The sequence below is a fragment of the Streptomyces sp. Alt3 genome (genome assembly GCF_030719215.1).
GTDB lineage: Bacteria > Actinomycetota > Actinomycetes > Streptomycetales > Streptomycetaceae > Streptomyces > Streptomyces glycanivorans.
Window position 1 is genome coordinate 3,211,815 of record NZ_CP120983.1, and the last position, 25,909, is coordinate 3,237,723.

26 protein-coding genes are annotated in these 25,909 nt (G+C 70.8%); 15 read left to right on the plus strand and 11 right to left on the minus strand.

Annotation, left to right across the window (positions count from 1 at the left end):
• Positions 1–8 precede the first annotated feature (8 nt).
• From sdhC to P8A20_RS13715, 6 genes are all read left to right on the plus strand, one after another.
• Positions 9–389, plus strand: coding sequence for a succinate dehydrogenase, cytochrome b556 subunit (sdhC, locus tag P8A20_RS13690; protein ID WP_104788456.1), 381 nt, complete (start codon positions 9–11; stop codon positions 387–389).
• Between the two features lie 5 nt (positions 390–394).
• Positions 395–874 carry a succinate dehydrogenase hydrophobic membrane anchor subunit gene (locus tag P8A20_RS13695; RefSeq protein WP_147959172.1) on the plus strand — a complete coding sequence of 160 codons (480 nt, stop codon included), beginning with the start codon at positions 395–397 and terminating at the stop codon, positions 872–874.
• Positions 875–904: 30 nt separating this feature from the next.
• Positions 905–2,659, plus strand: coding sequence for a succinate dehydrogenase flavoprotein subunit (sdhA, locus tag P8A20_RS13700; RefSeq protein ID WP_147959171.1), 1,755 nt, complete (start codon positions 905–907; stop codon positions 2,657–2,659).
• On the plus strand, positions 2,659–3,426 hold the full coding sequence (locus P8A20_RS13705; RefSeq protein ID WP_147959170.1) for a succinate dehydrogenase iron-sulfur subunit: 768 nt from the start codon (positions 2,659–2,661) through the stop codon (positions 3,424–3,426). Before sdhA ends, P8A20_RS13705 begins: the two co-directional genes overlap by 1 nt.
• A gap of 176 nt (positions 3,427–3,602) precedes the next feature.
• Positions 3,603–4,190, plus strand: a complete 588-nt coding sequence (locus tag P8A20_RS13710; protein WP_147959169.1) for a hypothetical protein — start codon at positions 3,603–3,605, stop codon at positions 4,188–4,190.
• A gap of 114 nt (positions 4,191–4,304) precedes the next feature.
• On the plus strand, positions 4,305–5,078 hold the full coding sequence (locus P8A20_RS13715; RefSeq protein ID WP_147959168.1) for a TetR/AcrR family transcriptional regulator: 774 nt from the start codon (positions 4,305–4,307) through the stop codon (positions 5,076–5,078).
• Here P8A20_RS13715 and P8A20_RS13720 read toward each other — a convergent pair.
• The 3 genes from P8A20_RS13720 to P8A20_RS13730 form a co-directional block, all read right to left on the minus strand.
• A complete protein-coding gene (locus P8A20_RS13720) occupies positions 5,065–6,618 on the minus strand; it encodes an ABC transporter substrate-binding protein (RefSeq protein ID WP_147959167.1) in 1,554 nt (517 codons plus the stop codon). The genes P8A20_RS13715 and P8A20_RS13720 overlap by 14 nt on opposite strands.
• Positions 6,619–6,750: 132 nt before the next feature.
• Positions 6,751–8,067 carry a metallophosphoesterase gene (locus tag P8A20_RS13725; RefSeq protein ID WP_371934397.1) on the minus strand — a complete coding sequence of 439 codons (1,317 nt, stop codon included), beginning with the start codon at positions 8,065–8,067 and terminating at the stop codon, positions 6,751–6,753.
• 60 nt (positions 8,068–8,127) lie between these two features.
• Complete coding sequence (locus P8A20_RS13730) at positions 8,128–8,373, minus strand: SCO4848 family membrane protein (protein ID WP_261988630.1); 246 nt, start codon at positions 8,371–8,373, stop codon at positions 8,128–8,130.
• On the opposite strand from P8A20_RS13730, the gene P8A20_RS13735 reads away from it, so the two are divergent.
• Positions 8,312–9,754: a D-alanyl-D-alanine carboxypeptidase gene (locus P8A20_RS13735; protein ID WP_306103584.1), complete on the plus strand. Its 1,443-nt coding sequence runs from the start codon at positions 8,312–8,314 to the stop codon at positions 9,752–9,754. The genes P8A20_RS13730 and P8A20_RS13735 overlap by 62 nt on opposite strands.
• On the opposite strand, the gene P8A20_RS13740 is transcribed toward P8A20_RS13735, so the two are convergent.
• A complete protein-coding gene (locus P8A20_RS13740; RefSeq protein ID WP_147959166.1) occupies positions 9,702–10,634 on the minus strand; it encodes a YihY/virulence factor BrkB family protein in 933 nt (310 codons plus the stop codon). The two genes, P8A20_RS13735 and P8A20_RS13740, sit on opposite strands and share 53 nt — an antisense overlap.
• A 128-nt stretch (positions 10,635–10,762) precedes the next feature.
• Here P8A20_RS13740 and dprE1 point away from each other — a divergent pair, with 128 nt between their 5' ends.
• Both dprE1 and dprE2 read left to right on the plus strand, forming a co-directional pair.
• Complete coding sequence (gene dprE1, locus P8A20_RS13745; RefSeq protein ID WP_147959165.1) at positions 10,763–12,109, plus strand: FAD-binding oxidoreductase; 1,347 nt, start codon at positions 10,763–10,765, stop codon at positions 12,107–12,109.
• 88 nt (positions 12,110–12,197) lie between these two features.
• Entirely contained in the window at positions 12,198–12,956 is a 759-nt protein-coding gene (dprE2, locus tag P8A20_RS13750; RefSeq protein ID WP_147959164.1) for a decaprenylphospho-beta-D-erythro-pentofuranosid-2-ulose 2-reductase, read from the plus strand.
• A gap of 100 nt (positions 12,957–13,056) precedes the next feature.
• Here the strand turns inward: dprE2 and P8A20_RS13755 are convergent, their stop codons facing one another.
• Positions 13,057–13,644, minus strand: a complete 588-nt coding sequence (locus P8A20_RS13755; protein WP_306103585.1) for a 2'-5' RNA ligase family protein — start codon at positions 13,642–13,644, stop codon at positions 13,057–13,059.
• A gap of 89 nt (positions 13,645–13,733) precedes the next feature.
• On the minus strand, positions 13,734–14,747 hold the full coding sequence (trpS, locus tag P8A20_RS13760; protein ID WP_147959162.1) for a tryptophan--tRNA ligase: 1,014 nt from the start codon (positions 14,745–14,747) through the stop codon (positions 13,734–13,736).
• Positions 14,748–14,801: 54 nt separating this feature from the next.
• Here trpS and P8A20_RS13765 point away from each other — a divergent pair, with 54 nt between their 5' ends.
• The 4 genes from P8A20_RS13765 to rocD all read left to right on the plus strand — a co-directional run bounded on the left by P8A20_RS13765 (position 14,802) and on the right by rocD (position 18,771).
• Entirely contained in the window at positions 14,802–15,512 is a 711-nt protein-coding gene (locus P8A20_RS13765; RefSeq protein WP_147959161.1) for an RNA polymerase sigma factor, read from the plus strand.
• A gap of 5 nt (positions 15,513–15,517) precedes the next feature.
• Positions 15,518–16,399 carry a hypothetical protein gene (locus P8A20_RS13770; protein WP_261988629.1) on the plus strand — a complete coding sequence of 294 codons (882 nt, stop codon included), beginning with the start codon at positions 15,518–15,520 and terminating at the stop codon, positions 16,397–16,399.
• A 133-nt stretch (positions 16,400–16,532) separates the two neighbouring features.
• Positions 16,533–17,384, plus strand: coding sequence for a hypothetical protein (locus P8A20_RS13775; protein WP_306103586.1), 852 nt, complete (start codon positions 16,533–16,535; stop codon positions 17,382–17,384).
• Positions 17,385–17,565: 181 nt separating this feature from the next.
• Positions 17,566–18,771 carry an ornithine--oxo-acid transaminase gene (gene rocD / locus P8A20_RS13780; protein WP_147959159.1) on the plus strand — a complete coding sequence of 402 codons (1,206 nt, stop codon included), beginning with the start codon at positions 17,566–17,568 and terminating at the stop codon, positions 18,769–18,771.
• 30 nt (positions 18,772–18,801) lie between these two features.
• On the opposite strand, the gene P8A20_RS13785 is transcribed toward rocD, so the two are convergent.
• The 3 genes from P8A20_RS13785 to pdxR form a co-directional block, all read right to left on the minus strand.
• Positions 18,802–19,989 (minus strand): glutathionylspermidine synthase family protein, encoded by a 1,188-nt coding sequence (locus P8A20_RS13785; protein WP_147959158.1) that lies wholly within the window; start codon positions 19,987–19,989, stop codon positions 18,802–18,804.
• A 7-nt stretch (positions 19,990–19,996) separates the two neighbouring features.
• Positions 19,997–20,272, minus strand: a complete 276-nt coding sequence (locus P8A20_RS13790; protein ID WP_147959157.1) for a hypothetical protein — start codon at positions 20,270–20,272, stop codon at positions 19,997–19,999.
• Positions 20,273–20,402: 130 nt separating this feature from the next.
• Complete coding sequence (gene pdxR, locus P8A20_RS13795) at positions 20,403–21,803, minus strand: MocR-like pyridoxine biosynthesis transcription factor PdxR (protein ID WP_306103587.1); 1,401 nt, start codon at positions 21,801–21,803, stop codon at positions 20,403–20,405.
• A gap of 47 nt (positions 21,804–21,850) precedes the next feature.
• Here pdxR and P8A20_RS13800 point away from each other — a divergent pair, with 47 nt between their 5' ends.
• Complete coding sequence (locus P8A20_RS13800) at positions 21,851–22,363, plus strand: carboxymuconolactone decarboxylase family protein (RefSeq protein WP_306103588.1); 513 nt, start codon at positions 21,851–21,853, stop codon at positions 22,361–22,363.
• A gap of 216 nt (positions 22,364–22,579) precedes the next feature.
• A complete protein-coding gene (locus P8A20_RS13805; protein ID WP_147960404.1) occupies positions 22,580–23,317 on the plus strand; it encodes an isocitrate lyase/PEP mutase family protein in 738 nt (245 codons plus the stop codon).
• Between the two features lie 106 nt (positions 23,318–23,423).
• Here the strand turns inward: P8A20_RS13805 and P8A20_RS13810 are convergent, their stop codons facing one another.
• Complete coding sequence (locus tag P8A20_RS13810) at positions 23,424–24,413, minus strand: malate dehydrogenase (RefSeq protein WP_147959139.1); 990 nt, start codon at positions 24,411–24,413, stop codon at positions 23,424–23,426.
• 178 nt (positions 24,414–24,591) lie between these two features.
• A complete protein-coding gene (locus tag P8A20_RS13815) occupies positions 24,592–25,800 on the minus strand; it encodes a helix-turn-helix domain-containing protein (RefSeq protein WP_306103589.1) in 1,209 nt (402 codons plus the stop codon).
• Between the last annotated feature and the right edge of the window lie 109 nt (positions 25,801–25,909).

Below are 25,909 nucleotides of genomic sequence, written 5' to 3' on the forward strand. Positions count from 1 at the left end.
GTTCTTCCGTGCCGGCTGGAACGCTGTACCGCGGCCGGGAAGGCATGTGGTCCTGGGTGGCTCATCGAGTCACCGGTGTCCTCATTTTCTTCTTCCTGTTCGTACACGTCCTTGACACCGCACTCGTGCGTGTCTCCCCCGAGGCGTACGACGACGTCGTGGCCACCTACAAGACCCCGCTCGTCGCACTGCTCGAGTACGGCCTGGTGGCCGCGATCCTCTTCCACGCGCTGAACGGTCTCCGCATCGTCGCCGTGGACTTCTGGTCCAAGGGCGCCCGCTATCAGAAGCAGATGCTCTGGACCGTGCTGGGAATCTGGATCGTGCTGATGGTCGGGGCCCTGTACCCCGTCCTCGGTCACGCCGTACGTGAAGTCTTCGGGAGCTGAGGCCGATGTCCACCGAGACACCCACTTCCGCGATCGGTGACGTCGAGGGCGTAAGCCTCTACGACGTCGACAACCCGGCCCCGGTCATCGAGCCCCCGCGCAAGCGCACGGGCAAGACCCCCAAGGGCTCGCGCACCAACTTCGAGATGTACGCCTGGCTCTTCATGCGCCTGTCGGGCATCGTGCTGGTCGTCCTCGTCATCGGTCACCTGCTGATCCAGCTGGTGCTCGACGGCGGCGTGTCGAAGATCGGCTTCGCCTTCGTCGCAGGTCGCTGGGCCTCGCCGTTCTGGCAGGTCTGGGACCTGGCGATGCTGTGGCTGGCCATGCTCCACGGCGCCAACGGCCTCCGTACGGTCATCAACGACTACGCCGAACGGGACAACACCCGCTTCTGGCTGAAGATGCTCCTGTACACCGCCACGGTGTTCACCGTCCTGCTGGGCACGCTGGTGATCTTCACCTTCGACCCGAACATCCGCTAGGCGCCGGGACAGAGGGACCAGAGGAAAACCATGCAGATCCACAAGTACGACACCGTCATCGTCGGCGCCGGCGGCGCCGGTATGCGCGCGGCCATCGAGTCGACCAAGCGCAGCCGCACCGCCGTGCTCACGAAGCTCTACCCCACCCGCTCCCACACGGGCGCCGCGCAGGGCGGCATGGCCGCCGCGCTGGCCAACGTGGAGGAGGACAACTGGGAGTGGCACACCTTCGACACGATCAAGGGCGGTGACTACCTGGTCGACCAGGACGCCGCCGAGATCCTCGCGAAGGAGGCCATCGACGCCGTCCTCGACCTGGAGAAGATGGGCCTGCCGTTCGGCCGTACGCCCGAGGGCAAGATCGACCAGCGCCGTTTCGGCGGTCACTCCCGCAACCACGGTGAGGCCCCGGTCCGTCGCGCCTGCTACTCGGGCGACCGCACCGGCCACATGATCCTCCAGACGCTCTACCAGAACTGCGTCAAGGAGGGCGTGGAATTCTTCAACGAGTTCTACGTCCTGGACCAGCTGGTCGTCGAGGAGGACGGCGTCAAGAAGTCCGCCGGCGTCGTCGCCTACGAGCTGGCCACCGGCGAGATCCACGTCTTCCAGGCGAAGTCGGTCATCTACGCCTCGGGCGGCACCGGCAAGTTCTTCAAGGTGACGTCGAACGCGCACACCCTGACCGGTGACGGCCAGGCCGCCTGTTACCGCCGTGGCCTGCCCCTGGAGGACATGGAGTTCTTCCAGTTCCACCCGACGGGCATCTGGCGCATGGGCATCCTGCTGACGGAGGGCGCCCGTGGTGAGGGCGGCATCCTCCGCAACAAGGACGGCGAGCGCTTCATGGAGAAGTACGCGCCGGTCATGAAGGACCTCGCGTCCCGTGACGTCGTGTCCCGCTCCATCTACACGGAGATCCGCGAGGGCCGCGGCTGCGGTCCCGAGGGCGACCACGTCTACCTCGACCTCACGCACCTCCCGCCGGAGCAGCTGGACGCCAAGCTCCCGGACATCACCGAGTTCGCGCGTACCTACCTCGGCATCGAGCCCTACACGGACCCGATCCCGATCCAGCCGACCGCGCACTACGCCATGGGCGGCATCCCGACCAACGTCGAGGGCGAGGTGCTGGCCGACAACACCACCGTCGTCCCGGGCCTGTACGCCGCCGGCGAGGTCGCCTGTGTCTCCGTGCACGGCGCCAACCGTCTGGGCACCAACTCGCTGCTCGACATCAACGTCTTCGGACGCCGCTCGGGCATCGCCGCCGCCGAGTACTCCGCGAAGAACGACTTCGTCGAGCTTCCCGAGAACCCGGCCCGGCTCGTCCAGGAGCAGGTCGAGCGGCTGCGTAACTCCACGGGCACCGAGCGGGTCCACGCGCTCCGCACGGAGCTGCAGGAGTGCATGGACGCCAACGTGATGGTGTTCCGCACCGAGCAGACCATCAAGACGGCGGTCGACAAGATCGCCGAGCTGCGGGCGCGCTACCTCGACGTGTCCATCCAGGACAAGGGCAAGCGGTTCAACACCGACCTGCTGGAGGCCATCGAGCTGGGCAACCTGCTCGACCTGGCCGAGGTCATGGCGACCTCCGCGCTGGCCCGCAAGGAGTCCCGCGGCGGTCACTACCGCGAGGACTACCCGAACCGCGACGACGTCAACTTCATGCGCCACACCATGGCGTACCGCGAGGTCGCGGACGACGGCACCGAGTCGATCCGGCTCGACTACAAGCCGGTCGTCACGACCCGCTACCAGCCGATGGAGCGTAAGTACTGATGGCAACCCCGACCCTGGACAAGACCGACAAGGCCGAGGCGGGCTTCGCCGACACCCCGTACATCACGGCCACGTTCCGGATCCGCCGCTTCAACCCCGAGGTCTCCGACGAGGCCCAGTGGCAGGACTTCCAGATCTCGATCGACCCGAAGGAGCGTGTGCTCGACGCCCTTCACAAGATCAAGTGGGAGCAGGACGGCACCCTGACGTTCCGTCGTTCCTGCGCGCACGGCATCTGCGGCTCCGACGCGATGCGGATCAACGGCAAGAACAGGCTCGCCTGCAAGACGCTGATCAAGGACATCAACCCGGAGAAGCCGATCACGGTCGAGGCCATCAAGGGCCTCACGGTCCTCAAGGACCTCGTGGTCGACATGGACCCGTTCTTCCAGGCCTACCGCGATGTCATGCCCTTCCTCGTCACCAAGGGCAACGAGCCGACGCGTGAGCGTCTGCAGTCCCCCGAGGAGCGCGAGCGCTTCGACGACACCACCAAGTGCATCCTGTGCGCCGCGTGCACGTCCTCGTGCCCGGTGTTCTGGAACGACGGCCAGTACTTCGGCCCGGCGGCCATCGTCAACGCGCACCGCTTCATCTTCGACTCGCGTGACGAGGGCGGCGAGCAGCGCCTGGAGATCCTCAACGACCGTGACGGCGTGTGGCGTTGCCGGACGACGTTCAACTGCACGGACGCCTGCCCGCGTGGCATCGAGGTCACCAAGGCGATCCAGGAAGTGAAGCGCGCGCTGATCACCCGCCGCTTCTGACCGAGTCGTTCGCACCGGGAGGCCCCGTTTCCGCGCACGGACAGTGCGGGAGGCGGGGCCTCTTGGTGCGTCGGGCGGTCCGGGACGGTACGGTCGTGCGGAGCCGGTGACCGGCTCACCTCTCCCGGAGCAGCACAGCGCGGGAGCAGATGGCTTGAGGGAGAACGGGGAACGCTGTGAGCGATCCGAATCCGTACGCGGACGACTCATACAAGTGGGGCCCGCCCCAGCCGCCGGGCAACCCGCCCACGATGCCGGACGGCCAGGGCTACGGCTATCCGGCGGCGGGCGCCGCTCCTGCGTACGGCTACCCGCAGCCGCTGCCCGACTCCGCGGCACAGCCCGGGCCCGGGTACGGCTACCCCGCGGGCCAGCCGACGGAGCCCGGCTTCAACCTGCCCGCGCAGCAGGGCGGTGGCGGCGTCCCGATGCTGTCCCTGGGTGACATCACGGTGATGAACGACGGCATCGTGACCCCGTCCGGCACCCTGCCGCTCAAGGGAGCGGTGTGGACGGCGACCGACATGTCGCGCACGGAGGAGAAGATCCCGACCGTGGGCATCGTCCTCGCGATCATCTTCGCCCTGTTCTGCCTCATCGGTCTGCTGTTCCTCCTGATGAAGGAGAAGCGCACGACGGGCTTCGTGCAGATCACGGTGACCAGCGGTGGCCGCCACCACCAGACGATGATCCCCGCGACGGGCCCGGAGACCTTCCAGTGGGTCATGTCGCAGGTGAACACCGCGCGTTCGATGAGCGCCTGAGCACACGCCCCGGCTCCTCCCCCGCGCCCACGGCGCTCCGGTCCGCCGCCGGAGCGCTGCACCGGACCGGGCGCCCGGGGCAGGCCGGACCGTCGCCCGGTTAGCCTTGGGACCGTGGTGGAGCAAGAGAAGAACGTGGCGGACGCGGACGGTGCGAAGCAGGCCTCGGTCGGCGGGGCGGCCGGGAAGTCCAAGGCGCCGAAGAGCGAGCAGACCCGCACCCTGATCCTGGAGACGGCGCTGCGGCTCTTCGAGGAGCGCGGCTACGACCGGACGACGATGCGGGCCATCGCCAAGGAGGCGGGTGTCTCCGTCGGGAACGCGTACTACTACTTCTCTTCGAAGGAACACCTGGTCCAGGGTTTCTACGACCGGCTCGCCGCCGAGCACGAGGCGGCGGTGCGGCCCGTACTGGCCGGGGACAGGGACCTCGCCGTACGCATCCGGGGGGTGCTGCTCAGCTGGCTGGACGTCGCCGGGCAGTACCACCGCTTCGCCGCGCAGTTCTTCAAGAACGCGGCGGACCCGGACAGTCCGCTCTCCCCGTTCTCCGAGGATTCCGCCGCGGCCCGCGAGGCGGTCATCTCCGTGCACGAACGCTGCCTGTCGGGTTCCTCGGCCAAGGCGGACCCGGAACTGGCCCGGTTGCTGCCGCAGTTGATGTGGCTGATGCAGATGGGCCTGGTGCTGTTCTGGGTCTACGACAGGTCCGAGGGCACTGAGCGCAGCCGCCGGCTCGTCGAGCGCACCGCGCCGATCGCCGCGCGGGCGATCGCTCTCTCCCGGTTCCGGGTGCTGCGACCGCTCGTGCGGGAGATCCACGACGTGCTGGTGGAGTTCATGCCCGGGGCGCCCCCGCAGGGCGCGCGGGACGTCAGATCCAGCTGAGTTCCCACAGCCGCCAGAGCCCCGTGCCGTCGGAGAGGTACTGGGATCCGGACACGGACTGCTTGCTGACGACGTAGTCCTTCTTCTGCCACAGCGGGATCAGCGGGACGTCCTTGCCGACCAGTTCCTGCAGCTCCTTGAAGTCGGCCGAGGTCCGGCCGCGGTCGCTGTACTGCTGGGTGGCGGTGATCAGCGCGTCCATCTTCGTGCTGGTGTAGCCGTTGTGGAGGGAGCTGTCGCGGCCGACCAGCGGCTGGCTGAAGGTGTCGGGGTCCGGGAAGTCGGGGAGCCAGCCCAGGGTGTACGCGTCGTACTTGCCGGCCGCGTAGCCCTTCTGGAACGCCTGCCACTCCACGGCCTCCTCCGTGACCTTGAACAGCCCGTCCTTCTCCAGCTGGCGGACCAGCTCGGTGGACTCCTCCTTGTTGGCGTCGTCGTCGCGGTGGGCGAAGGTGATGTGCAGCGGGAGGCTGACCCCCGCCTCCTGCATCAGCGCCCTGGCCCGCTCCGGGTCCGACTGCGGGTAGGAGTCGAAGAAGGGGGTGCTGTGCCCGATGTACCCCTGCGGGATCAGCGAGTAGAGCGGCTCGACGGTGTTGCGGTAGACCTTGGTGACCAGCGGCCCGCGGTCGATGAGCCAGGCGATGGCCTGCCGGATCCTCTTGTCCGCCAGCGGCGACCCGTCACGGACGTTGAAGACGAGGTTGCGGATCTCCGCGCTGTCCGCCTCGGTGACGCGCTGCTCACTGGCGCCCGGGTCGAGCTCGGCGAGCTTCTCGGCAGGGAGCTGACGGTGCGTGACGTCCACGTCGCCGGCCGTCCAGGCGGCCTGGAGCGCCTCGGAACCGTCGAAGTAGCGGATGTCGACCGGGCCGCCCGTCTTCTTCAGCGCGCCCTCGTACGCCGGGTTGGGCACCAGCTCGGCGAGCACGCCGGGCTCGTACGACTTCAGCGTGTACGGGCCCGAACCGTCGACCTGGTTGTCCGTGCGGAGCTTGTCCTTCGGGTACTTGGTGGGGTCGACGATGGACCCGGCGCCCGTGGCCAGCTTCTGGGGGAACGTCGCGTCACGGGACGAGAGGTTGAACGTGATCGTTCGCCCCTCGGACACGATGGTGTCGAGGCCGGGGAACAGCACCGACGGGCCGACGTCCGCCTTGATCTTCAGCATCCGCTCGAAGGAGTACTTCACGTCCGCGGCCGTGATCTTGCGGCCGTCGGAGAACGTCAGGTCGTCCCGCAGCTTGCACTGGTACGTCTGGAGCTTCTGGCCGATGAACCCGCAGCTCTCGGCGGCGTCCGGCTCCGGCACGACAGCACCGGACTTGAACGTCATCAGGGACTGGTAGAGGTTGCTGTAGATGGCCCAGGAGCCCGCGTCGTAGGCGCCGGCGGGGTCGAGCGAGGTGACCTCGTCGGACGTACCGACCGTGATCGGTGACTGGTCGGCGTCGTCCGAGGGAAGCAACTGCCAGGCGCCGACGCCTGCGATGACCAATACCGCCAGAATCGCGAGAATCCGTAGACGGATGAACCGCATGTGCCGTGCTCCCTTGCCAACCCACCCCGGCCGCGTGCACAGAGAGGCACATCATCGCCGCATGTTCGGAACCACCCAATCACACGATATTCACATATGGAAGGCCACCCCTGTGTTTCACAGGTTTCGAGGTCAGGCGTGCGGGGAAGCGAGCTCCACCACCGTGATGTCCGAGGGGGCACCGACACGCACGGGCGGCCCCCAGGCGCCCGCGCCTCGCGACACGTACAGCTGGGTGTCGCCGTAGCGTTCGAGCCCGGCGACCGTGGGATTGGCGAGCTCGGCCAGCAGGTTCCCGGGCCAGAGCTGGCCTCCGTGGGTGTGGCCGGAGAGCTGGAGACCGACGCCGTACTCCACTGCGTCGTCGATGACGACGGGCTGGTGCGCGAGCAGGACGGAGGCACGACTGCGGTCGCGGTCGCCGAGCGCGCGGGCGAAGTCGGGCCCCTGCCCCTCGCTCTCGCCCGCGACGTCGTTGACCCCGGCGAGATCGAAGCCGGCGATCTCGACGCGGGCGTTCTCCAGCGGGTGCAGGCCCAGTTCGCGTACGTGGTCGACCCACTGGGCCGCGCCGGAGAAGTACTCGTGGTTGCCGGTGACGAAATAGCTGCCGTGCCGGGCCTCGAGATCGGCGAGCGGCTCGGCCGCGCTGCCCAGGTCGGCGACGGAACCGTCGACGAGGTCCCCGACGACGGCCACCAGGTCGGATCCGGTGGCGTTGATCGTGTCGACGATGCGCCGGGTGTGTGCGCGGCCCAGGATCGGACCGAGGTGGATGTCGCTGACCACGGCGATACGGAAGCGGTGGGCCCCCCGCGGAAGTCCGGCGAGCGGGACGGTGACCCGCTTGACGCGGGGGCCGCGCAGCACCCCGTAGGTGCCGTGACCGACCGTTCCCAGCCCGGCGAGGGCGGCCGCTCCTCCGACCGCGCGGGCGACGAACAGCCTCCGCGAGGGGTCGGCGACGGCCGGGGCGGGGGCCTCGGGGGGTGCGGTTCGGGTGCTGTCCGCCCCGGGGGCGGTGTCCAGGCCGGGGTCTCCGCCGTGTCCGGAGGATGGGGTGGAGACCTGCGCCGCGTGCACCTCGGCCGGCCGGTCCGCGCGCTCGGGAGCCGTCGCGTCGGCCGCCCCGGCCCGGCGCGCGAGCATCCGGCGCAGCAGGGGGCGGACGATCTCTCCCACCAGCAGAGCCAGCGTCAGGTAGAGCAGGGCCGCCAGCCAGATGTAACCCGGCCAGGCCAGCACCTGCTGCAGCCGGAAGGGGAAGCCCGCTCTGCTGGAGACGAGGGCCCCGACGGACAGCAGTGGCAGCACGAAGGCGGCGACGGTGCCCGCGCGGCGGGCGACGGTGCCCTTCCGCGTCGTGTCACCGATCAGCCGGCGCCACACGTACCGGTGCACGGCCGCGAGCAGCGCGACAACCGCGACCGCCACGAGTACGAAGACCACAAACACGTACGCTCCCCCGCTGAAACGATCCTGTCCGGACGGCGCCCCACGCCCCGCCCGTCATCTGCCTTCGCGACGCAAAGCCCTGACACCACGGAACCCGATGACCCCTACAGCCGTCCCCAGAAGAAACGAGGTGATGGCGAGCAGGAGATGGACCCAGAAGTACGCAGTCGGGTCTCCCGCGTCGTCGAACGCGAGCCCGCTGCCGTCCTTCCAGAGATTTTTCACAAAGGTGACCCAGATGACCCAGCTCCACGCTCCGAAGACGAGCAGGAACCAGGAAACGGGGCGGCTGAGCTTCATGGAATCAGTATCGCCGCCCCACTCCGGCGGGATCGCCCGGGGTGGGCTGTCCCAGCGGTATGCACGGCGGGTCAGGCCATCCGGGTCCCCGCCCTCCGCAACGCCCTGTACGTTTCCGACCGTGCCTGCTCTGAAAAAGACCGTCGTGACGGTCATCTCTGCCGCGTTGCTGTCCCTATGTGTCGTCAGTCCCGCGGGGGCGGCCGACAAGGACAAGACCGAGGAAAAACAGCCGAAGCCGACCGGTCCGATGTCGACCGTGGGAGGTGCCCGGCTCGGCCAGGTGGGAACCCAGGTCGATCTGGGGCCGGGCGCCCCGGTGCTTCCCAAGGATCTGAGCGCGCGGTCCTGGATCGTCGCCGACGCGGAGGACGGGCAGGTGCTCGCGTCGCACAACGCGCACTGGCGGCTGCCGCCCGCCTCCACCCTGAAGATGCTCTTCGCCGACACGGTCCTGCCCGCGCTGCAGCCGAAGACGCTGACCCACCTGGTGACCGAGGACGAGCTCTCCGGCGTGGGCGAGGGAAGCAGCCTGGTGGGCGTCAAGGAGGACCACGAGTACACGGTCCACGACCTGTGGCTCGGGGTGTTCCTCCGCTCCGGCAACGACGCGGTGCACGTGCTGTCCGAGATGTACGGCGGCGTGCCCGCGACGGTCGCCGCGATGCAGCGTCACGCCGAGGAGCTCCAGGCCCTGGACACCACGGTCGTCTCGCCCGACGGTTACGACGCCCCGCGCCAGGTCTCCAGCGCCTACGACCTCACCCTGTTCGCCCGGAGCGGGATGCAGAAGGCGGACTTCCGCGAGTACGCCGCGACGGCGACCGCCGAGTTCCCCGGTGAGGTGAAGAAGGGCAAGCGGAAGAGCTTCGAGATCCAGAACACCAACCGGCTGATCACCGGGGACATCGGGGTGGAGCCGTACAAGGGCATCGCGGGCGTCAAGAACGGTTACACCACCCACGCGGGCAACACCTTCACGGGGATCGCCGAACGCGACGGGCGGGTCCTTCTGGTGACGGTCATGAACCCCTCGGCGGAGGAGAGCCACGCCGTCTACAAGGAGGCGGCCGGCCTCCTGGACTGGGGCTTCGCGGCGAGCGGCAAGGTGACCCCGGTCGGTGAGCTGGTGCCACCGAAGTCAGCCGTCGTGTCGAAGGGCTCCGAACCCGCGACGGGCAAGGGCAAGGAGGGGACGGAAGGCCTGGAGGGGAAGGAGCAGGCCGCCGCCACGACCCACGCGGCCGCTGCGGGCTCCAGCGGGGTCTGGACCGCGCTGTCGGTCGTCGGCGGGGTGCTGGTCGCCCTGGCCGCCGGGGCGTGGCTGGTCAACCGGCGCTGGCCGCTGCCCGACCTGGTGCGTCGCCTCCCCCGCCGCTGACGTCCGCGCCCTGCCCGTCCGCCGCCTCGTCCTTGCTGGGCGTCGCCGTCCAGGCGGCGCAGACCAGCAGCAGCTTCGCGCTGAAGTTGATCCACAGGAGGAGCGCGATCGGCACGCCGAAGGCGCCGTACATGCTCTTGGACGCGACGTCCCTCATGTAGCTGCCGAGCAGCAGCTTGAGCAGCTCGAAGCCGACCGCGCCGACCAGACCGGCCACCATCAGCCGGCGGCGCGGCGGCTCCACCCCGGGCAGCAGGGTCAGCAGGTAGAGCAGGATCAGGAAGTCGGCGAACATCGCCACGAGGACGGCGGCCACCTGGAGCAGCACCCCGCCCACGCCGTTCTCGGGGATACCCAGGCGGTCGACCGTCCAGCCGATGGCAGTGGAGGCGACGGTGGACACGGCGAGGGTCGCGAGCGCCGCGCCGCCGAGGCCGATCAGGAGACCGGCGTCCTTGATCTTGCGGACGACCGGGTTCCCCTCGTCCAGGTCGTCCTTCTCCCACACGGCCCGCAGGCAGTCCCGCATCGAGCCGATCCAGCCGATTCCGGTGAAGAGCAGCAGCGCACCGGCGACGACCCCCACCGTGCCCGCGTGGGCCACCAGGCTGTCGATGCCGAGCTGGTCCGAGATGCCGGGCACCTGGTCGGCGAGTTTGTCCTCGATCTTGTCGAGCTGCTGGGGGGAGAGCAGCGCGGCGCCGATCGCGGCACCGACCGCGATCAGCGGGAAGAGCGCCAGGAAGCTGAGAAAGGTGATCGCCGCGGCGAGCCTGGCCCAGTGGACCCGTTCCAGCGTCTCGTAGGAGCGCCAGGCGTGCGTCTCCATCAGCCGTGCGACGAGCGGCCCGATGACGGGAAGGTTTTTCAGCCAGTCCATGCCCTACGCGTACCCGTCCGCGCGCAGAAAACCGGCGTCCGTGGCGACCCGGACCAGCAATCACCCATTTCGGTGAGTGCTGTAACAAATCCCTCATATGGGTTTTGCTGGGCTATACGGTCACGATCATGTCTGTCGACACGGTGTCCTTGACCGGCTGGGGCCGCACCTCCCCGACGACCGCGCTGCGGTTCCGCCCTCGCACGTACGAGGAGGCCGCGGTGGTCGTGCGCGGACGCGGACCGCGCGGGGTGGTCGCCCGGGGGCTGGGGCGCGCCCATGGTGACGCCGCGCAGAACGCGGGCGGCTCCGTGCTCGACATGACCGCGCTGGACCGGATCCGCGCGGTCGACGCCGTCGCGGGGACGGTGGTCTGCGACGCCGGGGTGAGCCTGCGCCGCCTGCTGGGGACGCTGCTCCCGCTCGGCTGGTTCGTCCCGGTCACCCCGGCGACCGGCCATGTCACCGTCGGCGGCGCCATCGGCTCCGACGTCCACGGCAGGAACCACCGGACCGCGGGCTCCTTCGCCCGTCACGTGCGCTCCCTGGAACTGCTGACCGCCGACGGCGAGGTGCGTACGGTGCTGCCGGGCACCGATCTCTTCGGCGCGACGCTCGGCGGTCTGGGCCTGACCGGTGTCATCCTCTCGGCCACCCTCGGGCTGCGTCCCGTCACCACCTCACTGATGTCGGTCGACACCGCGCGGGCGGCGGACCTGGACGGGGCGCTGGCCCGCCTCTCCGCCTGCGGCGACGGCACTCCGTACGCGGCTGCCTGGATCGACCTCCTGGCCCGCGGGAAGGCGACGGGCCGCGCTGTCGTCACCCGTGGGGAGCACGTGCCCCTGGACGCGCTCCCGGCTCACGCCCGGCGCACGGCGCTCACCTTCCGTCCGGGCCTGCCGCCCGCCGCCTCCCTCATCCCCGAAGGGCTGCTCGGCCGGGGGCCGACGGCGCTCCTGAACGAGCTCCGCCACCGCGGCGCCCCTGTCGTGCGGACCCGGCAACTGCAGAGGATCTCCGCCTTCTTCCATCCCCTGGACTCCGCACCCGGCTGGTGCCGCGCGCGAGGGCGGGCCGGCTCCGTGCAGTACCAGTTCACCGTCGGACACGGGCAGGAGGAGACCCTGCACCGCGTCGTCCGGCAGCTCACCGTCCGCCGGTACCCCGCCTTCCACGCCGTGCTCAAGCGGTTCGGCGAGAGCGGCCCGGGCTGGCTCTCCTTCCCGGCACCGGGCTGGACGCTGTCCTTCGGACTGCCCGCCGGCCTGCCGGGTCTCGCGCGGCTGCTCGACGGCCTCGACGAGGAGGTGGCGGCGGCGGGCGGCCGGGTCTCCCTGGCGAAGGACGCGCGGCTGAGGCCCGGCCTGCTGGCCGCGATGTACCCGAGGCTGCCGGAGTTCCGGGCCCTGCGCCGGGAACTGGATCCGGAGGGGGCCTTCCGGTCCGACCTGTCCCGGCGTCTCGTGCTCTGACCCGCCGGCCCGCCCTGTTCAGCACGCTCCGCCCCTGCCCTGCCGCCTCTCCGCCGCTTCTCCCCGTCACCCCGCTTGGAGTTATCCCGTGAAGGACGCCTTCGGTGCCCCGCAGTCCCTGCTCGTCCTCGGCGGCACCTCGGAGATCGGCCTGGCCACCGCGCGGCGGCTGATCGCCCGCCGCACCCGGACCGTGCACCTGGCCGGGCGGCCCTCCCCGGCCCTCGAACGGGCTGCGGCGGAACTGCGTGGGCTGGGCGCCGACGTCCGTACCGTCGCCTTCGACGCGCTCGACTCCGCCTCGCACGAGGAGGTGCTCGGCAAGCTCTTCACCGACGGGGACATCGACATGGTGCTGCTGGCCTTCGGTGTGCTGGGCGACCAGGCGCGCGACGAGGAGGAGCCGCTGTCCGCGGTGCGGGTGGCTCAGACGAACTACACGGGGGCGGTCTCCGCCGGGCTGGTGTGCGCCGGCGCACTCCAGGCGCAGGGGCACGGGTCGCTGGTGGTGCTCTCCGCGGTGGCCGGCGAACGCGCCCGGCGCGCCGACTTCATCTACGGCTCCAGCAAGGCGGGCCTGGACGCCTTCGCCCAGGGACTCGGGGACGCACTGCACGGGACGGGTGTGCACGTGATGGTCGTACGTCCCGGCTTCGTACGGTCACGGATGACGGCGGGGCGTGAGGAGGCGCCGCTCGCCACGACCCCGGGGGCGGTCGCCGACGCGATCGTGACGGGGCTGCGGCGGCGCTCGGAGACGGTGTGGGTGCCCGGAGCCCTGCGGGTGGTGATGTCGGCCCTGCGGCACGTGCCGCGTCCGCTGTTCCGGCGGCTGCCGGTGCGCTAGGCGTATCGCCCTGTGAGGCCGGGGACGCGGCCGGCGGGTGGTCTGCCCGCGAGTGCGGTGAGCCCGCGTCCGTGCCCGGGCGGCCGGCCGGGGCCGGGTCTCAGGTGCGGAGGGACGGCTGGTCCATGGAGCTGCCGCCCTGAGCCGGCACGGCGGGGGCGTTCCCGCCGCCTCCGAACGGGAACTCGTTGATCTTGCGCCAGACCGCGTCAGGGCCCTGTTCGTACAGCGCGAAGGAACCACAGGTCCAGGCGGCCTCGTACGAGGAGAGCTCCTCGTACGCCCGGTCCATGGCCTCCTCCGCGATGCCGTGCGCCACGGTCACGTGCGGGTGGTACGGGAACTGCAGCTCGCGCACCAGGGGCCCGGATGCCTCCCGGACCCGCTTCTGGAGCCAGGAACAGGCCGAGGCACCTTCGACGACCTGGACGAAGACGACCGGCGACAGCGGGCGGAAGGTGCCCGTGCCGGAGAGCCGCATCGGGAAGGGCCTGGCCGTGGCGATCTGGGACAGGTGGGTCTCGATCGCCGGCAGGTCGGCCGCCCGGGCCTCGGTGGGCGGAAGGAGGGTGACATGGGTGGGGATGCCGTACGCGGCAGGGTCCCCGAAGCTCGCGCGCCGCTCCTGGAGCAGGCTGCCGTATGGCTCCGGGACCGCGATCGAAACGCCGAGCGTTACGGTCCCCACGTCGTTCTCCTCAATCTTCGAAGGTTGTCGTTCGTCGTGCCGACGCCAGTGTGACCCCTTCGGACGCCGTCTCGCCAGGGTCCTTGGACTCAGTGCTTCGCGGGCAGAAGCCCCATCCGGTCGTAGGTCTGCGCGAGCGTCTCGGCGGCGACGGTCCTGGCCTTCTCGGCTCCCTTGGCCAGGAGGGCGTCCAGGGTCTCCGGGTCGTCCAGGTACTCCTGGGTGCGGGTCCGGAACGGGGTGACGAACTCCACCATGACCTCGGCGAGGTCGGTCTTGAGCGCGCCGTAGCCCTTGCCCTCGTACTTCTGCTCCAGGTCCTGGACGGCGGTGCCGGTGAGGGTGGAGTAGATGCTCAGCAGGTTGCTGACACCGGGCTTCTTCTCCGTGTCGTAGCGGATCACGGTGTCCGTGTCGGTGACCGCGCTCCTGACCTTCTTGGCGGTGGCCTTCGGGTCGTCGAGGAGGTTGATCAGGCCCTTCGGCGTGGACGCCGACTTGCTCATCTTGATCGCCGGGTCCTGCAGGTCGTAGATCTTCGCCGTCTCCTTGAGGATGTACGGCGCCGGGATCGTGAACGTTTGGCCGTAGCGGCCGTTGAACCGCTCGGCGAGGTCCCGGGTGAGCTCGATGTGCTGACGCTGGTCCTCGCCGACCGGGACCTGGTTGGCCTGGTACAGCAGGATGTCGGCGACCTGGAGCACCGGGTAGGTGAAGAGGCCCACGGTCGCGCGGTCCGCACCCTGCTTGGCGGACTTGTCCTTGAACTGCGTCATGCGCGACGCCTCGCCGAAGCCGGTGAGGCAGTTCATGATCCAGCCGAGCTGCGCGTGTTCGGGGACATGGCTCTGGACGAAGAGCGTGCACCGCTCCGGGTCGAGCCCGGCCGCCAGCAACTGGGCGGCGGCGAGCCGGGTGTTGGCGCGGAGTTCCTTCGGGTCCTGCGGAACGGTGATCGCGTGCAGGTCCACCACCATGTAGAAGGCGTCGTGGGACTCCTGCAGCGCCACCCACTGGCGGACCGCACCGAGGTAGTTGCCGAGGTGGAACGAGCCTGCGGTGGGCTGGATTCCGGAAAGCACGCGGGGTCGATCAGAGGCCATGAACTCATTGTCTCAGGTGTGGAACCGATCTCCGGCAACCGGTGTAGGAAAGATGTGAGGACGCGGGGAGGGGCTCCACAGCCGGGCCTGGAGGAGGGCCGCACCATCGACGACGGGGGTGGGAGCGGCGGTGTCGAGCGTGCCGGCGAGCTTTCCGCCGGCCGTGACGAGCGTGAGGCCGAGGTGATCGCTCGTGTGCGCGCCGGGGATGCGGAGGCATACGCGCAGCTGGTGCGCCGCCATACAGGGGTGGCGCTGAGAGCGGCGGTCGCCTTCGGCGCGGGGGCGGACGCGGAGGACGTGGTGCAGTCCGCCTTCTTCAAGGCGTACCAGGCGCTGGGGCGGTTCCGGGAAGGCGCGCCCTTCAGGCCGTGGCTGCTGCGCATCGTGATGAATGAGACGAGAAACACGGTCCGCTCGGCAGGGCGTGCGCGGGCGGTGGCGGGCCGTGAGGCGTGCCACCGGGGTGCGGAGCCGCTGATACCCGATTCGGCGGACCCGGCCGCAGCAGCCCTCGCCGGGGAACGCAGGGCGGTGCTGACAGCCGCGCTGGACGAGCTGAGTGAGGAGCAGCGCCAGGTGGTGACCTGCCGCTATCTGCTGGAGATGGACGAGGCGGAGACGGCGCGGACACTCGGCTGGCCGCGGGGGACGGTGAAGTCCCGGCTGAACCGCGCACTGCGGAAGCTGGAGCGGCGGCTCGGCGGGCAGCTGGGTCCCGATCCCGACGGACGCCCGGATCCGGATGGGCGGGGAGGAAGGTGAGGGCGGTGGAAAGGGCGACCGGAGGCGACGGGCCGGAGCGTCCCGGACGGCCGGACGACGGGCAGCGGGCGCGGTTGCGGGCGGAGCTGCTGGCGCTGCGTGAGGGTCTGGAGGTTCCGGAGGCCGCGGGCGCGACGATGGCCGAGCGCGTCCTGGCGCAGATCGTCGCGGAGGGGGTTCCGGTGCCGGTGCGGGAGCCCCTGGGCCGTCTGGAGCGGGTCCGTGCGTGGTGGCGCGGACACGTCCGCGTGTGGGTCGCCGCTCTCTCGGGAGTGCTCGTGGTGCTGGTGCTCACGCCGCCCGTGCGGGCGGCCGTCGTCGAGTGGTTCGACTTCGGCGGGGTCGAGGTGCGGTGGGTGCCCGGTGCGCCGGGCGGTACCCCTGCGGAGGAGGCGCACGGGCCGGGCTGCGGTGTCCCGCTCCCCATGCCGGACGCGGTCCGGCGTGCGGGGTTCCGGCCGGTGGTGCCGGACGCGCTGGGGGCGCCGGACAGCGTGGCGGTGACCGGGCTGCCCGAAGGCCGGTCGATGGTCACGCTGTGCTGGAAGGAGGGTGGGCGGACGATACGGCTCGACGCGTTCGCGGCCGGCCTCGATCCGTACTTCACCAAGCAGGTGCGTGTCCCTCCGGAGTGGGTGGAGCTGCACCCCGGCGGTGCGGGTGCGGGCCTGGACGGCCGGGCCGGGGGCCTGGAGGGCGCCGCGTGGTTCGCGGAGCCTCATCGCCTGGAGTTCATGATGGTCGGGGAGGACGGCGACCGGTGGATCAGGACCGAACGAACCGCCGGGCCGACCCTGTTGTGGATGCGGGACGCCCGGATGACCTTCCGGCTGGAGGGCGTGGACGACGTGGCACGGGCGCGAGAGATCGCCGAATCGACGCTCTGAGCGATCCGGAGGGCGAGTCCGTCGTCCGGATCTCAGGCGATTTCCCTCTCCGCCGGAACCCGCAGCCCTCGGCCGGTGTATCCAGGGCGACGCTGCCCGGAGGGGCCGGGCAGCGGCCGGACAGGGGGACGTCATGCGGGAGCAGCAGCAGGGGGCGGCGCGGAGGGCCATGTCGGGGGCACGGACCGGCACGGTGGGGCGCGACCGGGGCGCCGGGCTCGGTGGGGCGGGGTGGGGGACGCGGTGGGTGCGTCGTACCGGTGTTCTCGCGGTGGCGGCCGGGCTGGGTCTGCTGTGGGCACCTGAGGCGTCGGCGGGCGGGCCGACGAGTGTGCTGATCACCTCTCCGTCGAGCCGCGAGGCAGTCGCGCTGCCCGTGTCGGACGCGCAGTACGTCTCGCTGGAGAAGTTGCTCGGACCGGGCGGCACCGGCTCGCGGGCGCAGCCCGCGTCACTGGACGGCTCGGCAGGGACGCGTCAGATCAATGTGACGTGGATGGCGCTCGATCTGCGGCCGGCCAGGACCGACCGTGTCTTCCCCGGCGAGGACCCGGACACCGTGTGGATCCACACGGCCACGGAGGTGCCGGACACCTATCGGGGGCGCTGGCACCGGGCTGCCGAGCCGGAGAGGCTGACCGCGCTCCTACGGCAGCTCGGCCTGATGGGCAGGCCGGGCGTGGAGGGAGGAGGCCCTGCCCTTTTCCCCGAACCCTGGGAGAGCGAGGGCCTGTTCGGGCGAGGGGCCGAGCGGTCACCCCTTGCTGCGTGGCCTGCGGTGGGACCGGCCTCGGCGTCCGCCCCCGCCGTCCCGTCATCCGCGTCGGCACAGGAGCAGGGGGCGTCCGGGAGGCACATGCGCCTGGATCGCTGGTGGTGGGCGATACCGGGTCTCGTGGCCGGCTCGGCGCTCACCTGGGCGGCGCTGCGGCGGGGAGCCGGTGTGCGCGTGCGGGGACAGCGGCAGCAGCTCCTCGACGGCTGAGCGGCGGGCCTGCCCGGGGGGCCGGGAGCCGCGGCGGCGACGCCGAGGCGGGCCCGGATGCGGCCCCGGAGACGAAGGTCGCGGGGCGCGCCGCGCGGCGAAGGTTTCCATGTCCTGAATCCGACCGACGATACAAAGTGGGCACCACCCCCGCCCACGCCGCACGACGAACGGAGATCCCGTGTCGATCACGGAAACCGCCATCGCCTCCGCCGAGGCTCACAGCGCGCACAACTACCACCCGTTGCCGGTCGTCGTCGCCTCGGCGGAAGGCGCCTGGATGACCGATGTCGAGGGGCGCCGTTACCTCGACATGCTGGCCGGCTATTCGGCGCTCAACTTCGGGCACGGCAACCGGCGGCTGATCGACGCGGCCAGGACTCAGCTCGAACGCGTGACGCTGACCTCGCGCGCTTTCCACCACGACCGGTTCGCCGAGTTCTGTACGCAGCTCGCGGAGCTGTGCGGCATGGAGATGGTCCTCCCCATGAACACCGGGGCGGAGGCCGTGGAGACAGCGGTGAAGACGGCCCGCAAGTGGGGCTATCGCGTCAAGGGCGTCCCCGACGGGATGGCGAAGATCATCGTGGCGGCGGACAACTTCCACGGCAGGACCACCACGATCGTCAGCTTCTCCACGGACCAGGAGGCGCGGGCCGACTTCGGTCCGTACACGCCGGGGTTCGAGATCGTTCCGTACGGGGATCTCACCGCGCTGGCCGAGGCGATGACGGAGAACACGGTCGCGGTGCTGATGGAGCCGATCCAGGGGGAGGCCGGGGTGCTGGTTCCGCCGCCGGGCTATCTGGCGGGGGTGCGGGAGATGACGCGGGAGCGGGATGTCCTGTTCATCGCCGACGAGATCCAGTCGGGCCTGGGCCGCACAGGGCGCACCTTCGCCTGCGAGCACGAGGGGGTCGTGCCCGACATGTATGTGCTGGGGAAGGCCCTGGGCGGGGGCGTGGTGCCCGTCTCGGCCGTCGTGTCCTCCGCCGCGGTGCTCGGTGTCTTCCGGCCGGGCGAGCACGGTTCCACGTTCGGCGGGAATCCGCTGGCCTGTGCGGTCGCCCTGGAGGTCGTCGCGATGCTGCGCACCGGTGAGTTCCAGCAGCGTGCCACGGAGCTGGGCGACCATCTCCACGCCGAGCTCGGTCTGCTGGCCGGCGGCGACGCGGTCCGGGCCGTGCGGGGCCGGGGTCTGTGGGCGGGTATCGACATCTCCCCGGCTCTGGGCACGGGCCGGGAGATCTCGGAGAAGCTGATGGACCGTGGCGTGCTGGTCAAGGACACCCACGGCTCCACGATCCGGATCGCCCCGCCCCTGGTGATCAGCAAGGAGGACCTGGACTGGGGCCTGGACCAGCTCCGCGGCGTACTGGCCGGCTGAACCCGGTTCGGCGGGGCCCCGGCCGGCGGCTCAGAGGATGACGTGGGGCAGGAAGCGGGCGTACTCGTCCGTGACCAGCCCCGCCGATTCCCTGATGCCGAGCCCGGCGGACTCGTTCTCGACCACCCAGGCTCCCAGCACCACATGGTTGCCTGCGAAGTCGGGCAGGGGTGCCAGCTCCTGGTAGCAGCAGGGTTCGTCGCGCAGCACCTCGGCACTGCCCGGCTCGTGCACGGTGACGCCTGCGCCCTCACGGCCGAGCAACGGCTTCGCGACGTACCCCGCTCCGTCGGCCCCGGCCATTTCACGGGGGCCGTCGAGATAGGCGGGCAGGAGGTTGGGGTGTCCCGGATACAGCTCCCAGAGGATGGCCAGCAGCGCCTTGTTGGAGAGGAGCATTTTCCAGGCGGGCTCGATCCAGCAGGTGCTGCCGGTGCCTCCGCCGTTGTCCAGGGTGTCCAGCACCCGCGGCCCGAAGCGGTCCGTGGTCAGCCATTCCCACGGGTACAGCTTGAAGCAGCTGCGGATGAAGCGGAGACGCTCGTCGACGAAGCGGCCGGAGAGCTTGTCCCATCCGATCCGTTCGACGGACAGCGCCTCGGTGTCGATCCCGGCCTGCGCTGCGGTCTCCCGCAGATACGCCACGGTCATCAGGTCCTCGCCCAGCTCGTCACCGTCGGAGTGGGCGAAGTGCAGGGGGCCCGGTGGCAGCAGCGGGGCCTGCCGCTTCCACGCGTCGACGAGACGTTCGTGCAGGGAGTTCCACTGGTCGGCGCCGGGGAAGCGGTCCTCCATCCAGAACCACTGGGGGCTCGCGGCTTCCACCAGCGAGGTGGGGGTGTCAGCGTTGTACTCCAGCATCTTGGCCGGACCGGTTCCGTCGTACCGGAGGTCGAACCTTCCGTAGAGGGAAGGGAGTTCGGCACGGCGTCGCCAGGACTCGGCGACCAGGCCCGCCAGCCGGGGGTCGGTGATTCCGAGATCGGCGAAGCGGTCGTGCTCGACGATGTGCGCGGCTGCGGCCAGACACATCGTGTGGAGCTCCTCCACGACCTCTTCCAGCGCCTCGACCTCGGGCAGCGAGAAGACGTAGTAGGCGCTCTCGTCCCAGTAGGGGCGCAGAGATCCGTCCGGGTAGCGGGTCAGGGGGTAGATCAGCCCCTGTTCCTCGACGGTTTCCTGCCATCCGGGGCGCGGTTCCGTGGTGCGGCGTTCCATGGAGTCGTCAGCCGCCGCTGGAGCCGGAGGAGCCGAATCCGTCGCGTTCGACCGCCGACTTGTTGAAACTTCCGCCGGACATCCGGTTCTTGTGGCTGCTGCCGCCGTAGTAGTAGGTGCCGCTGCCGTTGCTGTCTTCGCACTCGTAACTGGGCAGGATCTCCTGGGTCACCGGATCGACGCACCGCTCGTCCGGTTCCGAACTGCACGCGGTGAGCGTTGCCGCCAGTACACCCATGCCGCCGAGCACGACGGTGCCCGACCTCAGCTTGCGCCTGTCCATGTTCTGTTCTCCCCCGTCGTGCCCAAGAGCCGGTGGCCGCCCACCCGCGAACTGCCAGTCAGATTAGATGCATGACTCCCTCGGCTGAAACCCGGTGCCGCTCACTCCCCCGCATCCCCTCACATCCTGTCTACGGGAGCACCCGGCAGAGCGCGTCGAGCGCGCCGGCCCAGCCGCTCTCCGACGGTGTGCCGTAGCCGATGACCAGTCCGTCGCGGCCCGGTTCCGTGTCCGGGTGCCGGAAGCGTGACAGTCGCTCCAGCGCGAGCCCCTGCCAGGTGGCCGCCTGGACGACCGTCTGCTCCGTCCCGTCGGGGAGTTCGAGGACGGCGTGCAGCCCTGCCGCGATACCGCTCACCCGGAAGTCCGGCGCCCGCTCCGCAAGGGCCTCGACGAGTTGGTCACGACGGCGCCGGTAACGCAGCCGCATGGCCCGCACATGCCGGTCGTACGCCCCTGACGCGATGAGCTCCGCGAGGGTCAGCTGGTCCAGCGCGCCGGACATCCAGTCGAATCCGCCCTTCGCCTCGCACACCTCCTCCACCAGGCCTCCCGGCAGCACCATCCAGGCCAGCCGCAGCCCGGGCGCCAGCGACTTGCTGGCGGTCCCGAGGTAGACGACCCGTTCCGGATCGAGCCCCTGGAGCGCGCCCACCGGCTGACGGTCGTAACGGAATTCGCCGTCGTAGTCGTCCTCCAGGATCAGTCCGCCCGAGGACCGCGCCCAGTCGACCGCCTCGGCCCTCCGGTCCGGATGGAGCGGGACGCCCGTGGGGAACTGGTGGGCGGGGGTCAGCAGTACCGCGCCCACCCCCGGTGTCTCCCGCAGCGCCCCGGTCCTGGCCCCGAGTGCGTCGACCGGAATGCCCGGTGTGCGGAGCCCGGCCTCGGCCAGGATGTTCCAGTGGATGTCCAGCCCGTACGACTCGACGGCGGCCCCACGCACCCCGTGGCGGCGCAGCACCTTTCCCATCAGTGTGAGCCCGTGGACGAACCCGGAGCAGATCACGATGTGTTCCGGGTTCGCGTACACCCCGCGCGCCCGCGCCAGGTAGTCCGCCAGGACGGTCCGCAGCTCGACGCGGCCCCGCGGGTCGTCGTAGCCGAAGGCCGCGTCGGGAGCGGCGGCGAGGGCGCGCCTGGACGCCTTGAGCCATTCGGCGCGGGGGAAGGACGAGAGGTCCGGCGATCCCGGCATCAGATTGTGGGCGGGGCGGCGGCGCACCGGCCTGGGTCCGGCACCCCGGGCGGCCGGCCCCGGCGCCGCGGCCCGCTGCGCGACCCTGGTCCCCGAGCCCTGTCGCGCGGTGAGCCAGCCCTCGGCCACGAGCTCGGCATAGGCGTCGGCGACGGTGTTACGGGCGATCCCGAGATCCGAGGCGAGTGTCCGGGAGGAGGGCAACCGGGTGCCGGGGGTCAGCCGTCCGGTCCGGACGGCTTCCCGCAGCGCGTTCATCAGCCCGCTGCGCAGGCCGGCGCCGACCGGTTCGATATGCAGGTCGGCACCGAAAGCGGCCCAGGAATCTGTCATGGAAATGGACCATACCGGTGCGCCATCCCACCGTTAGCGTCGTTTCCATGACCACGCACCCGCACCACCACGCACCCGCCGGGAACGCCCCCGAGCACCCCGCCCGTCTCCAGTGGGCCCAGCTCGCCCCCGACGTATACAAGGCCATGGTCCGGCTGGACGCGGCCTCCCGTAAGGGGCTCGACCCGACACTCCTCGAACTGGTGAAGATCCGCGCCTCGCAGATCAACCACTGCGCGTTCTGCCTCGACATGCACTCGAAGGACGCCCTCGCGGCGGGCGAGTCCGTCGAGCGGATCATCCAGCTCGACGCGTGGGAGGAGTCGCAGCACTTCTACACGGAGAAGGAGCTGGCGGCGATCCAGCTGACGGAGGCGGTGACCGTCCTGACCGACGGTTTCGTGCCGGACGAGGTCTACGCGAAGGCCGCCGAGCACTTCGAGGAGGCCGAGCTCGCCCAGCTGATCGCCGCCATCACGGTGATCAACGCCTGGAACCGGTTCGGGGTGACCGCGCGGCTGACTCCGGGCCACTACACGCCCGGCGGCATCAAGCACTGACCGGCCGTGGCCCGGGGCGGGCCGACGGCCCCGGGTACCGGTGGGCGTCAGGACTCGGGACACCGTGGCCCGACGCCCCCCGCCTGGCCCGCCTCCTGCCCGGCCGGCCCGGCCCGACGCCCGACCGGCCCGCCTGGCCTGCCCGGCCGACCGGCCCGCCTGGCCGACCGGCCTCGCAATCCTCCCGCCCCGCGTCCCTCCCGCCCCGGAGCCCCGATGAACGAGCCCGTGTCCGTCTTCCGCGCCCTGCACCACGGCCGTCCTCCGATCGACCCCCTGGTACTTCCGGGCCCCTGGGACGCCGCCAGTGCCCAGGCGTTCGAGGAAGCCGGATTCCCCGCCCTGGCCACACCGAGCGCCGGCGTCGCCGCCTCCCTCGGTCACGCCGACGGACGGACGCCCGTCGCCGAGATGTTCGCGGCGGTCTCACGGATCGCTCGGGCGGTGTCCGTTCCCGTGTCGGCGGACGTCGAGGCGGGGTACGGCCTGGCCCCGGAGGAACTCGTCGAACGCCTCCTGGAAGCCGGTGCGGTCGGCTGCAACCTGGAGGACTCGGTCGACGGGGTTCTCGTCGAGCCCCGTCGGCAGGCCGACCGGCTCGCGGAGGTGCGTGCCGCGGCGGGGAACCGCCTCTTCGTCAACGCCCGTGTCGACACCTACGTCCACGGTGATCCGGCTGTCACCGACGTGGTCGCGGAGACGATCGCCCGTGCCCGCCTCTACGCCGAGGCCGGTGCGGACTGCGTGTATCCGATCATGGCTCCGGCCGACGCACTTCCACGTCTGGCCGCCGCGGTCCCGGTCCCGCTCAACGCCCTCGGCGCTCCCGACGGCCCGTCCGCCACCCGCAGGCTCGGCGAGCTCGGCGCGGCACGCGTCACCTTCGGGCCCCAGCTGCAGCGCAGGGCGGCGGAGGCCGTACGCGGCCTTGCCGCCCGGCTGCTCGGTAGCTGAGGGTCGCAGCAAATCACTCGGGACACAGAAGAGGGCACCCCCGGCAGCAGTCGCTGCCGGGGGTGCCCTCCTACGGCTCCGGGTCCGGCCGGTGGCCGGACTCAGGTCAGATCAGGCCGAGCTCGCGGACCGCGTCGCGCTCCTCGGTGAGCTCCTGCACCGACGCGTCGATGCGCGCACGGGAGAACTCGTTGATGTCCAGGCCCTGGACGATCTCGTACTTTCCGTCCTTCGTGGTGACCGGGAAGGAGGAGATGATGCCCTCGGGGACGCCGTAGGAGCCGTCCGACGGGATACCCATCGAGGTCCAGTCGCCCTCGGCGGTGCCGTTGACCCAGGTGTGCACGTGGTCGATGGCCGCGTTGGCGGCGGAGGCGGCCGAGGACGCCCCACGGGCCTCGATGATCGCGGCGCCGCGCTTGGCGACGGTCGGGATGAAGGTGTCGGCGAGCCACAGCTCGTCGTTGACGACCTCGGCGGCGTTCTTGCCGGCGATCTCCGCGTGGAAGATGTCCGGGTACTGGGTCGCCGAGTGGTTGCCCCAGATCGTCAGACGCTTGATGTCGGAGACGGCGGCACCGGTCTTGGCGGCCAGCTGCGAGATCGCGCGGTTGTGGTCCAGACGGGTCATCGCGGTGAAGCGCTCGGCCGGTACGTCCGGGGCGGCGGCCTGCGCGATGAGGGCGTTGGTGTTGGCGGGGTTGCCGACGACGAGGACCTTGATGTCGTCCGCGGCGTTGTCGTTGATGGCCTTGCCCTGCGGCTTGAAGATGCCACCGTTGGCGGACAGCAGGTCGCCGCGCTCCATGCCCTTCGTGCGCGGGCGGGCGCCGACCAGGAGGGCTACGTTGGCGCCGGCGAAGCCGACGTCCGGGTTGTCCGTGATCTCGATGTTGCGCAGCAGCGGGAACGCGCAGTCGTCGAGCTCCATGGCGGTGCCCTCTGCGGCCTTCAGGCCCTGCGGGATCTCGAGGAGTCGCAGGTTGACCGGCACGTCCGGGCCGAGCAGGTGGCCGGAGGCGATGCGGAAGAGCAGCGCGTAGCCGATCTGGCCGGCTGCGCCGGTCACGGTGACATTCACGGGAGTGCGGGTCATGGCGATCTCCGTTAGACAGCTGGCGGTGGGGGTCCCTGCCCCTGGTGCTGGACATCTCTGAATCTTGATGTGAAGAGATATCCAGCCGTCAGGCTATCCGACCGCCGCCGCCCGGGCCGCCCGCCCCCCTGTGGGACCGCACACAGCCGGTTACGCAACGCAGCCGCCGCTCACGTGGTCACTCCGGCGTGGTGCAGCCGGTCGCCCCGGAGGCGAGAGTCGCGCACGCCTTGGCGTAGGAGGCCTCGCCGGTCGCGACCATCGGGGTGTACGCCTCGGCGTCGGCGTCCACCGCACCCTTCTGCTCCGACGAGCCGGCGGTGATGCTCACCGTGTCGCCCGGAGAACCCTGGGTGATACGTGCCCATGCCGCCCCGCAGGTCTCGCTCCAGCGGACCTCGACGAGGGCGCCGCCGACGGTCACCTTGGCCACCGTGTCGGCGAACTGACCGCCGCAGCCCATGGTTTCCGGGTCCTGCCCTGTGCAGTCGGCGCCGGTGCACTCGACACCGGCGGGCAACCGCGGAGCGCTGGTGCCGGGTTCGGCGGACGGTGTCGCGGTCGCCACGCCGGCGTCTTCGGTCCCGCCCAGATCGATGAGCAGCACCGCCCCGGCCATCAGCAGGAGCGCGCCCACGACACCCACGAGGAACAGCGCCACCCTGCGACGGCCGCCCCCTCGGGGCTCGCCGGGGCCGGCGCCCGTACGGCCTTCGTCCGCCCTCGGATCCGGTGCCGAGTACGGCTGCGACTGCGGTTGCGGCTGCTGTTGCTGTTGCTGTTGCGACTGCGACTGCTGCGGGATCCGCAGACCCGCACCGCGCTGGACAGGTACCGACGGCGGGCGGCCCGGGTCCCATCCGGGTCCTCCTGCACCTCCGGAGCTTCCCGAACTCCCCGAGCCACCTGGGCCTCTTGGACCTCCGGGACTTCCTGGACCTCCGGCCGAGGAGACCCCCCGGCCCCCGGCCGCCGTACCCCCACCGGCCGTACCGCCACCCGCCGTGCGGCTCGCGCGCCTGCTCGCCACGGGGGCTGCGGCAACCCCCGCCTCGCCGGGTGCCGCACGCGCCTGGGAGATCCTGATGGCCTCCATCGTCATGTCGTGGCGCATCTCGGAACGGCTCCAGGCCCGTTCCGCCAGCTCCCACATCGTCGTCAGGCGGTGCGGCTCCGCGCCGGTCACCTCGGCGAGCGCGACGATCGCCCCCTTGGGCGCGAGCAGCCTGCCGTTGAGGTAGCGCTCCCACGACGTCCTGCTGTAGCCGGTGCGGTCGGCGACCGCGGCCAGGCTCAGTCCGCTGCGGTCCACCAGCCTGCGCAGCTGGCCCGCGAACTCCCGTAACTGCGGATCGAGTTCTTCCGACAGTGCCTTCCAGCGAGGCATTGCTTCCCCCCGTCGATTCCCCCGGAGCGTTCCCGTCGCACCCCGGCACCCCGGCATCGGGCGCCTCCCCTGCGACCGGAACGGTTGGCCCCGCGCTCCGGACTACCCA

Coding starts and splice junctions, on each gene's coding strand:
- P8A20_RS13785 (WP_147959158.1), bottom strand. CDS start 19,989: ATGGAACGCCGCACCACGGAACCGCGCCCCGGATGGCAGGAAACCGTC.
- P8A20_RS13775 (WP_306103586.1), top strand. CDS start 16,533: ATGCGGGAGCAGCAGCAGGGGGCGGCGCGGAGGGCCATGTCGGGGGCA.
- P8A20_RS13810 (WP_147959139.1), bottom strand. CDS start 24,413: ATGACCCGCACTCCCGTGAATGTCACCGTGACCGGCGCAGCCGGCCAG.
- P8A20_RS13790 (WP_147959157.1), bottom strand. CDS start 20,272: ATGGACAGGCGCAAGCTGAGGTCGGGCACCGTCGTGCTCGGCGGCATG.
- sdhA (WP_147959171.1), top strand. CDS start 905: ATGCAGATCCACAAGTACGACACCGTCATCGTCGGCGCCGGCGGCGCC.
- P8A20_RS13800 (WP_306103588.1), top strand. CDS start 21,851: ATGACCACGCACCCGCACCACCACGCACCCGCCGGGAACGCCCCCGAG.
- P8A20_RS13730 (WP_261988630.1), bottom strand. CDS start 8,373: ATGAAGCTCAGCCGCCCCGTTTCCTGGTTCCTGCTCGTCTTCGGAGCG.
- P8A20_RS13720 (WP_147959167.1), bottom strand. CDS start 6,618: ATGCGGTTCATCCGTCTACGGATTCTCGCGATTCTGGCGGTATTGGTC.
- P8A20_RS13815 (WP_306103589.1), bottom strand. CDS start 25,800: ATGCCTCGCTGGAAGGCACTGTCGGAAGAACTCGATCCGCAGTTACGG.
- P8A20_RS13735 (WP_306103584.1), top strand. CDS start 8,312: ATGACCCAGCTCCACGCTCCGAAGACGAGCAGGAACCAGGAAACGGGG.
- P8A20_RS13705 (WP_147959170.1), top strand. CDS start 2,659: ATGGCAACCCCGACCCTGGACAAGACCGACAAGGCCGAGGCGGGCTTC.
- P8A20_RS13805 (WP_147960404.1), top strand. CDS start 22,580: ATGAACGAGCCCGTGTCCGTCTTCCGCGCCCTGCACCACGGCCGTCCT.
- dprE1 (WP_147959165.1), top strand. CDS start 10,763: ATGTCTGTCGACACGGTGTCCTTGACCGGCTGGGGCCGCACCTCCCCG.
- P8A20_RS13695 (WP_147959172.1), top strand. CDS start 395: ATGTCCACCGAGACACCCACTTCCGCGATCGGTGACGTCGAGGGCGTA.
- trpS (WP_147959162.1), bottom strand. CDS start 14,747: ATGGCCTCTGATCGACCCCGCGTGCTTTCCGGAATCCAGCCCACCGCA.
- pdxR (WP_306103587.1), bottom strand. CDS start 21,803: ATGACAGATTCCTGGGCCGCTTTCGGTGCCGACCTGCATATCGAACCG.
- P8A20_RS13740 (WP_147959166.1), bottom strand. CDS start 10,634: ATGGACTGGCTGAAAAACCTTCCCGTCATCGGGCCGCTCGTCGCACGG.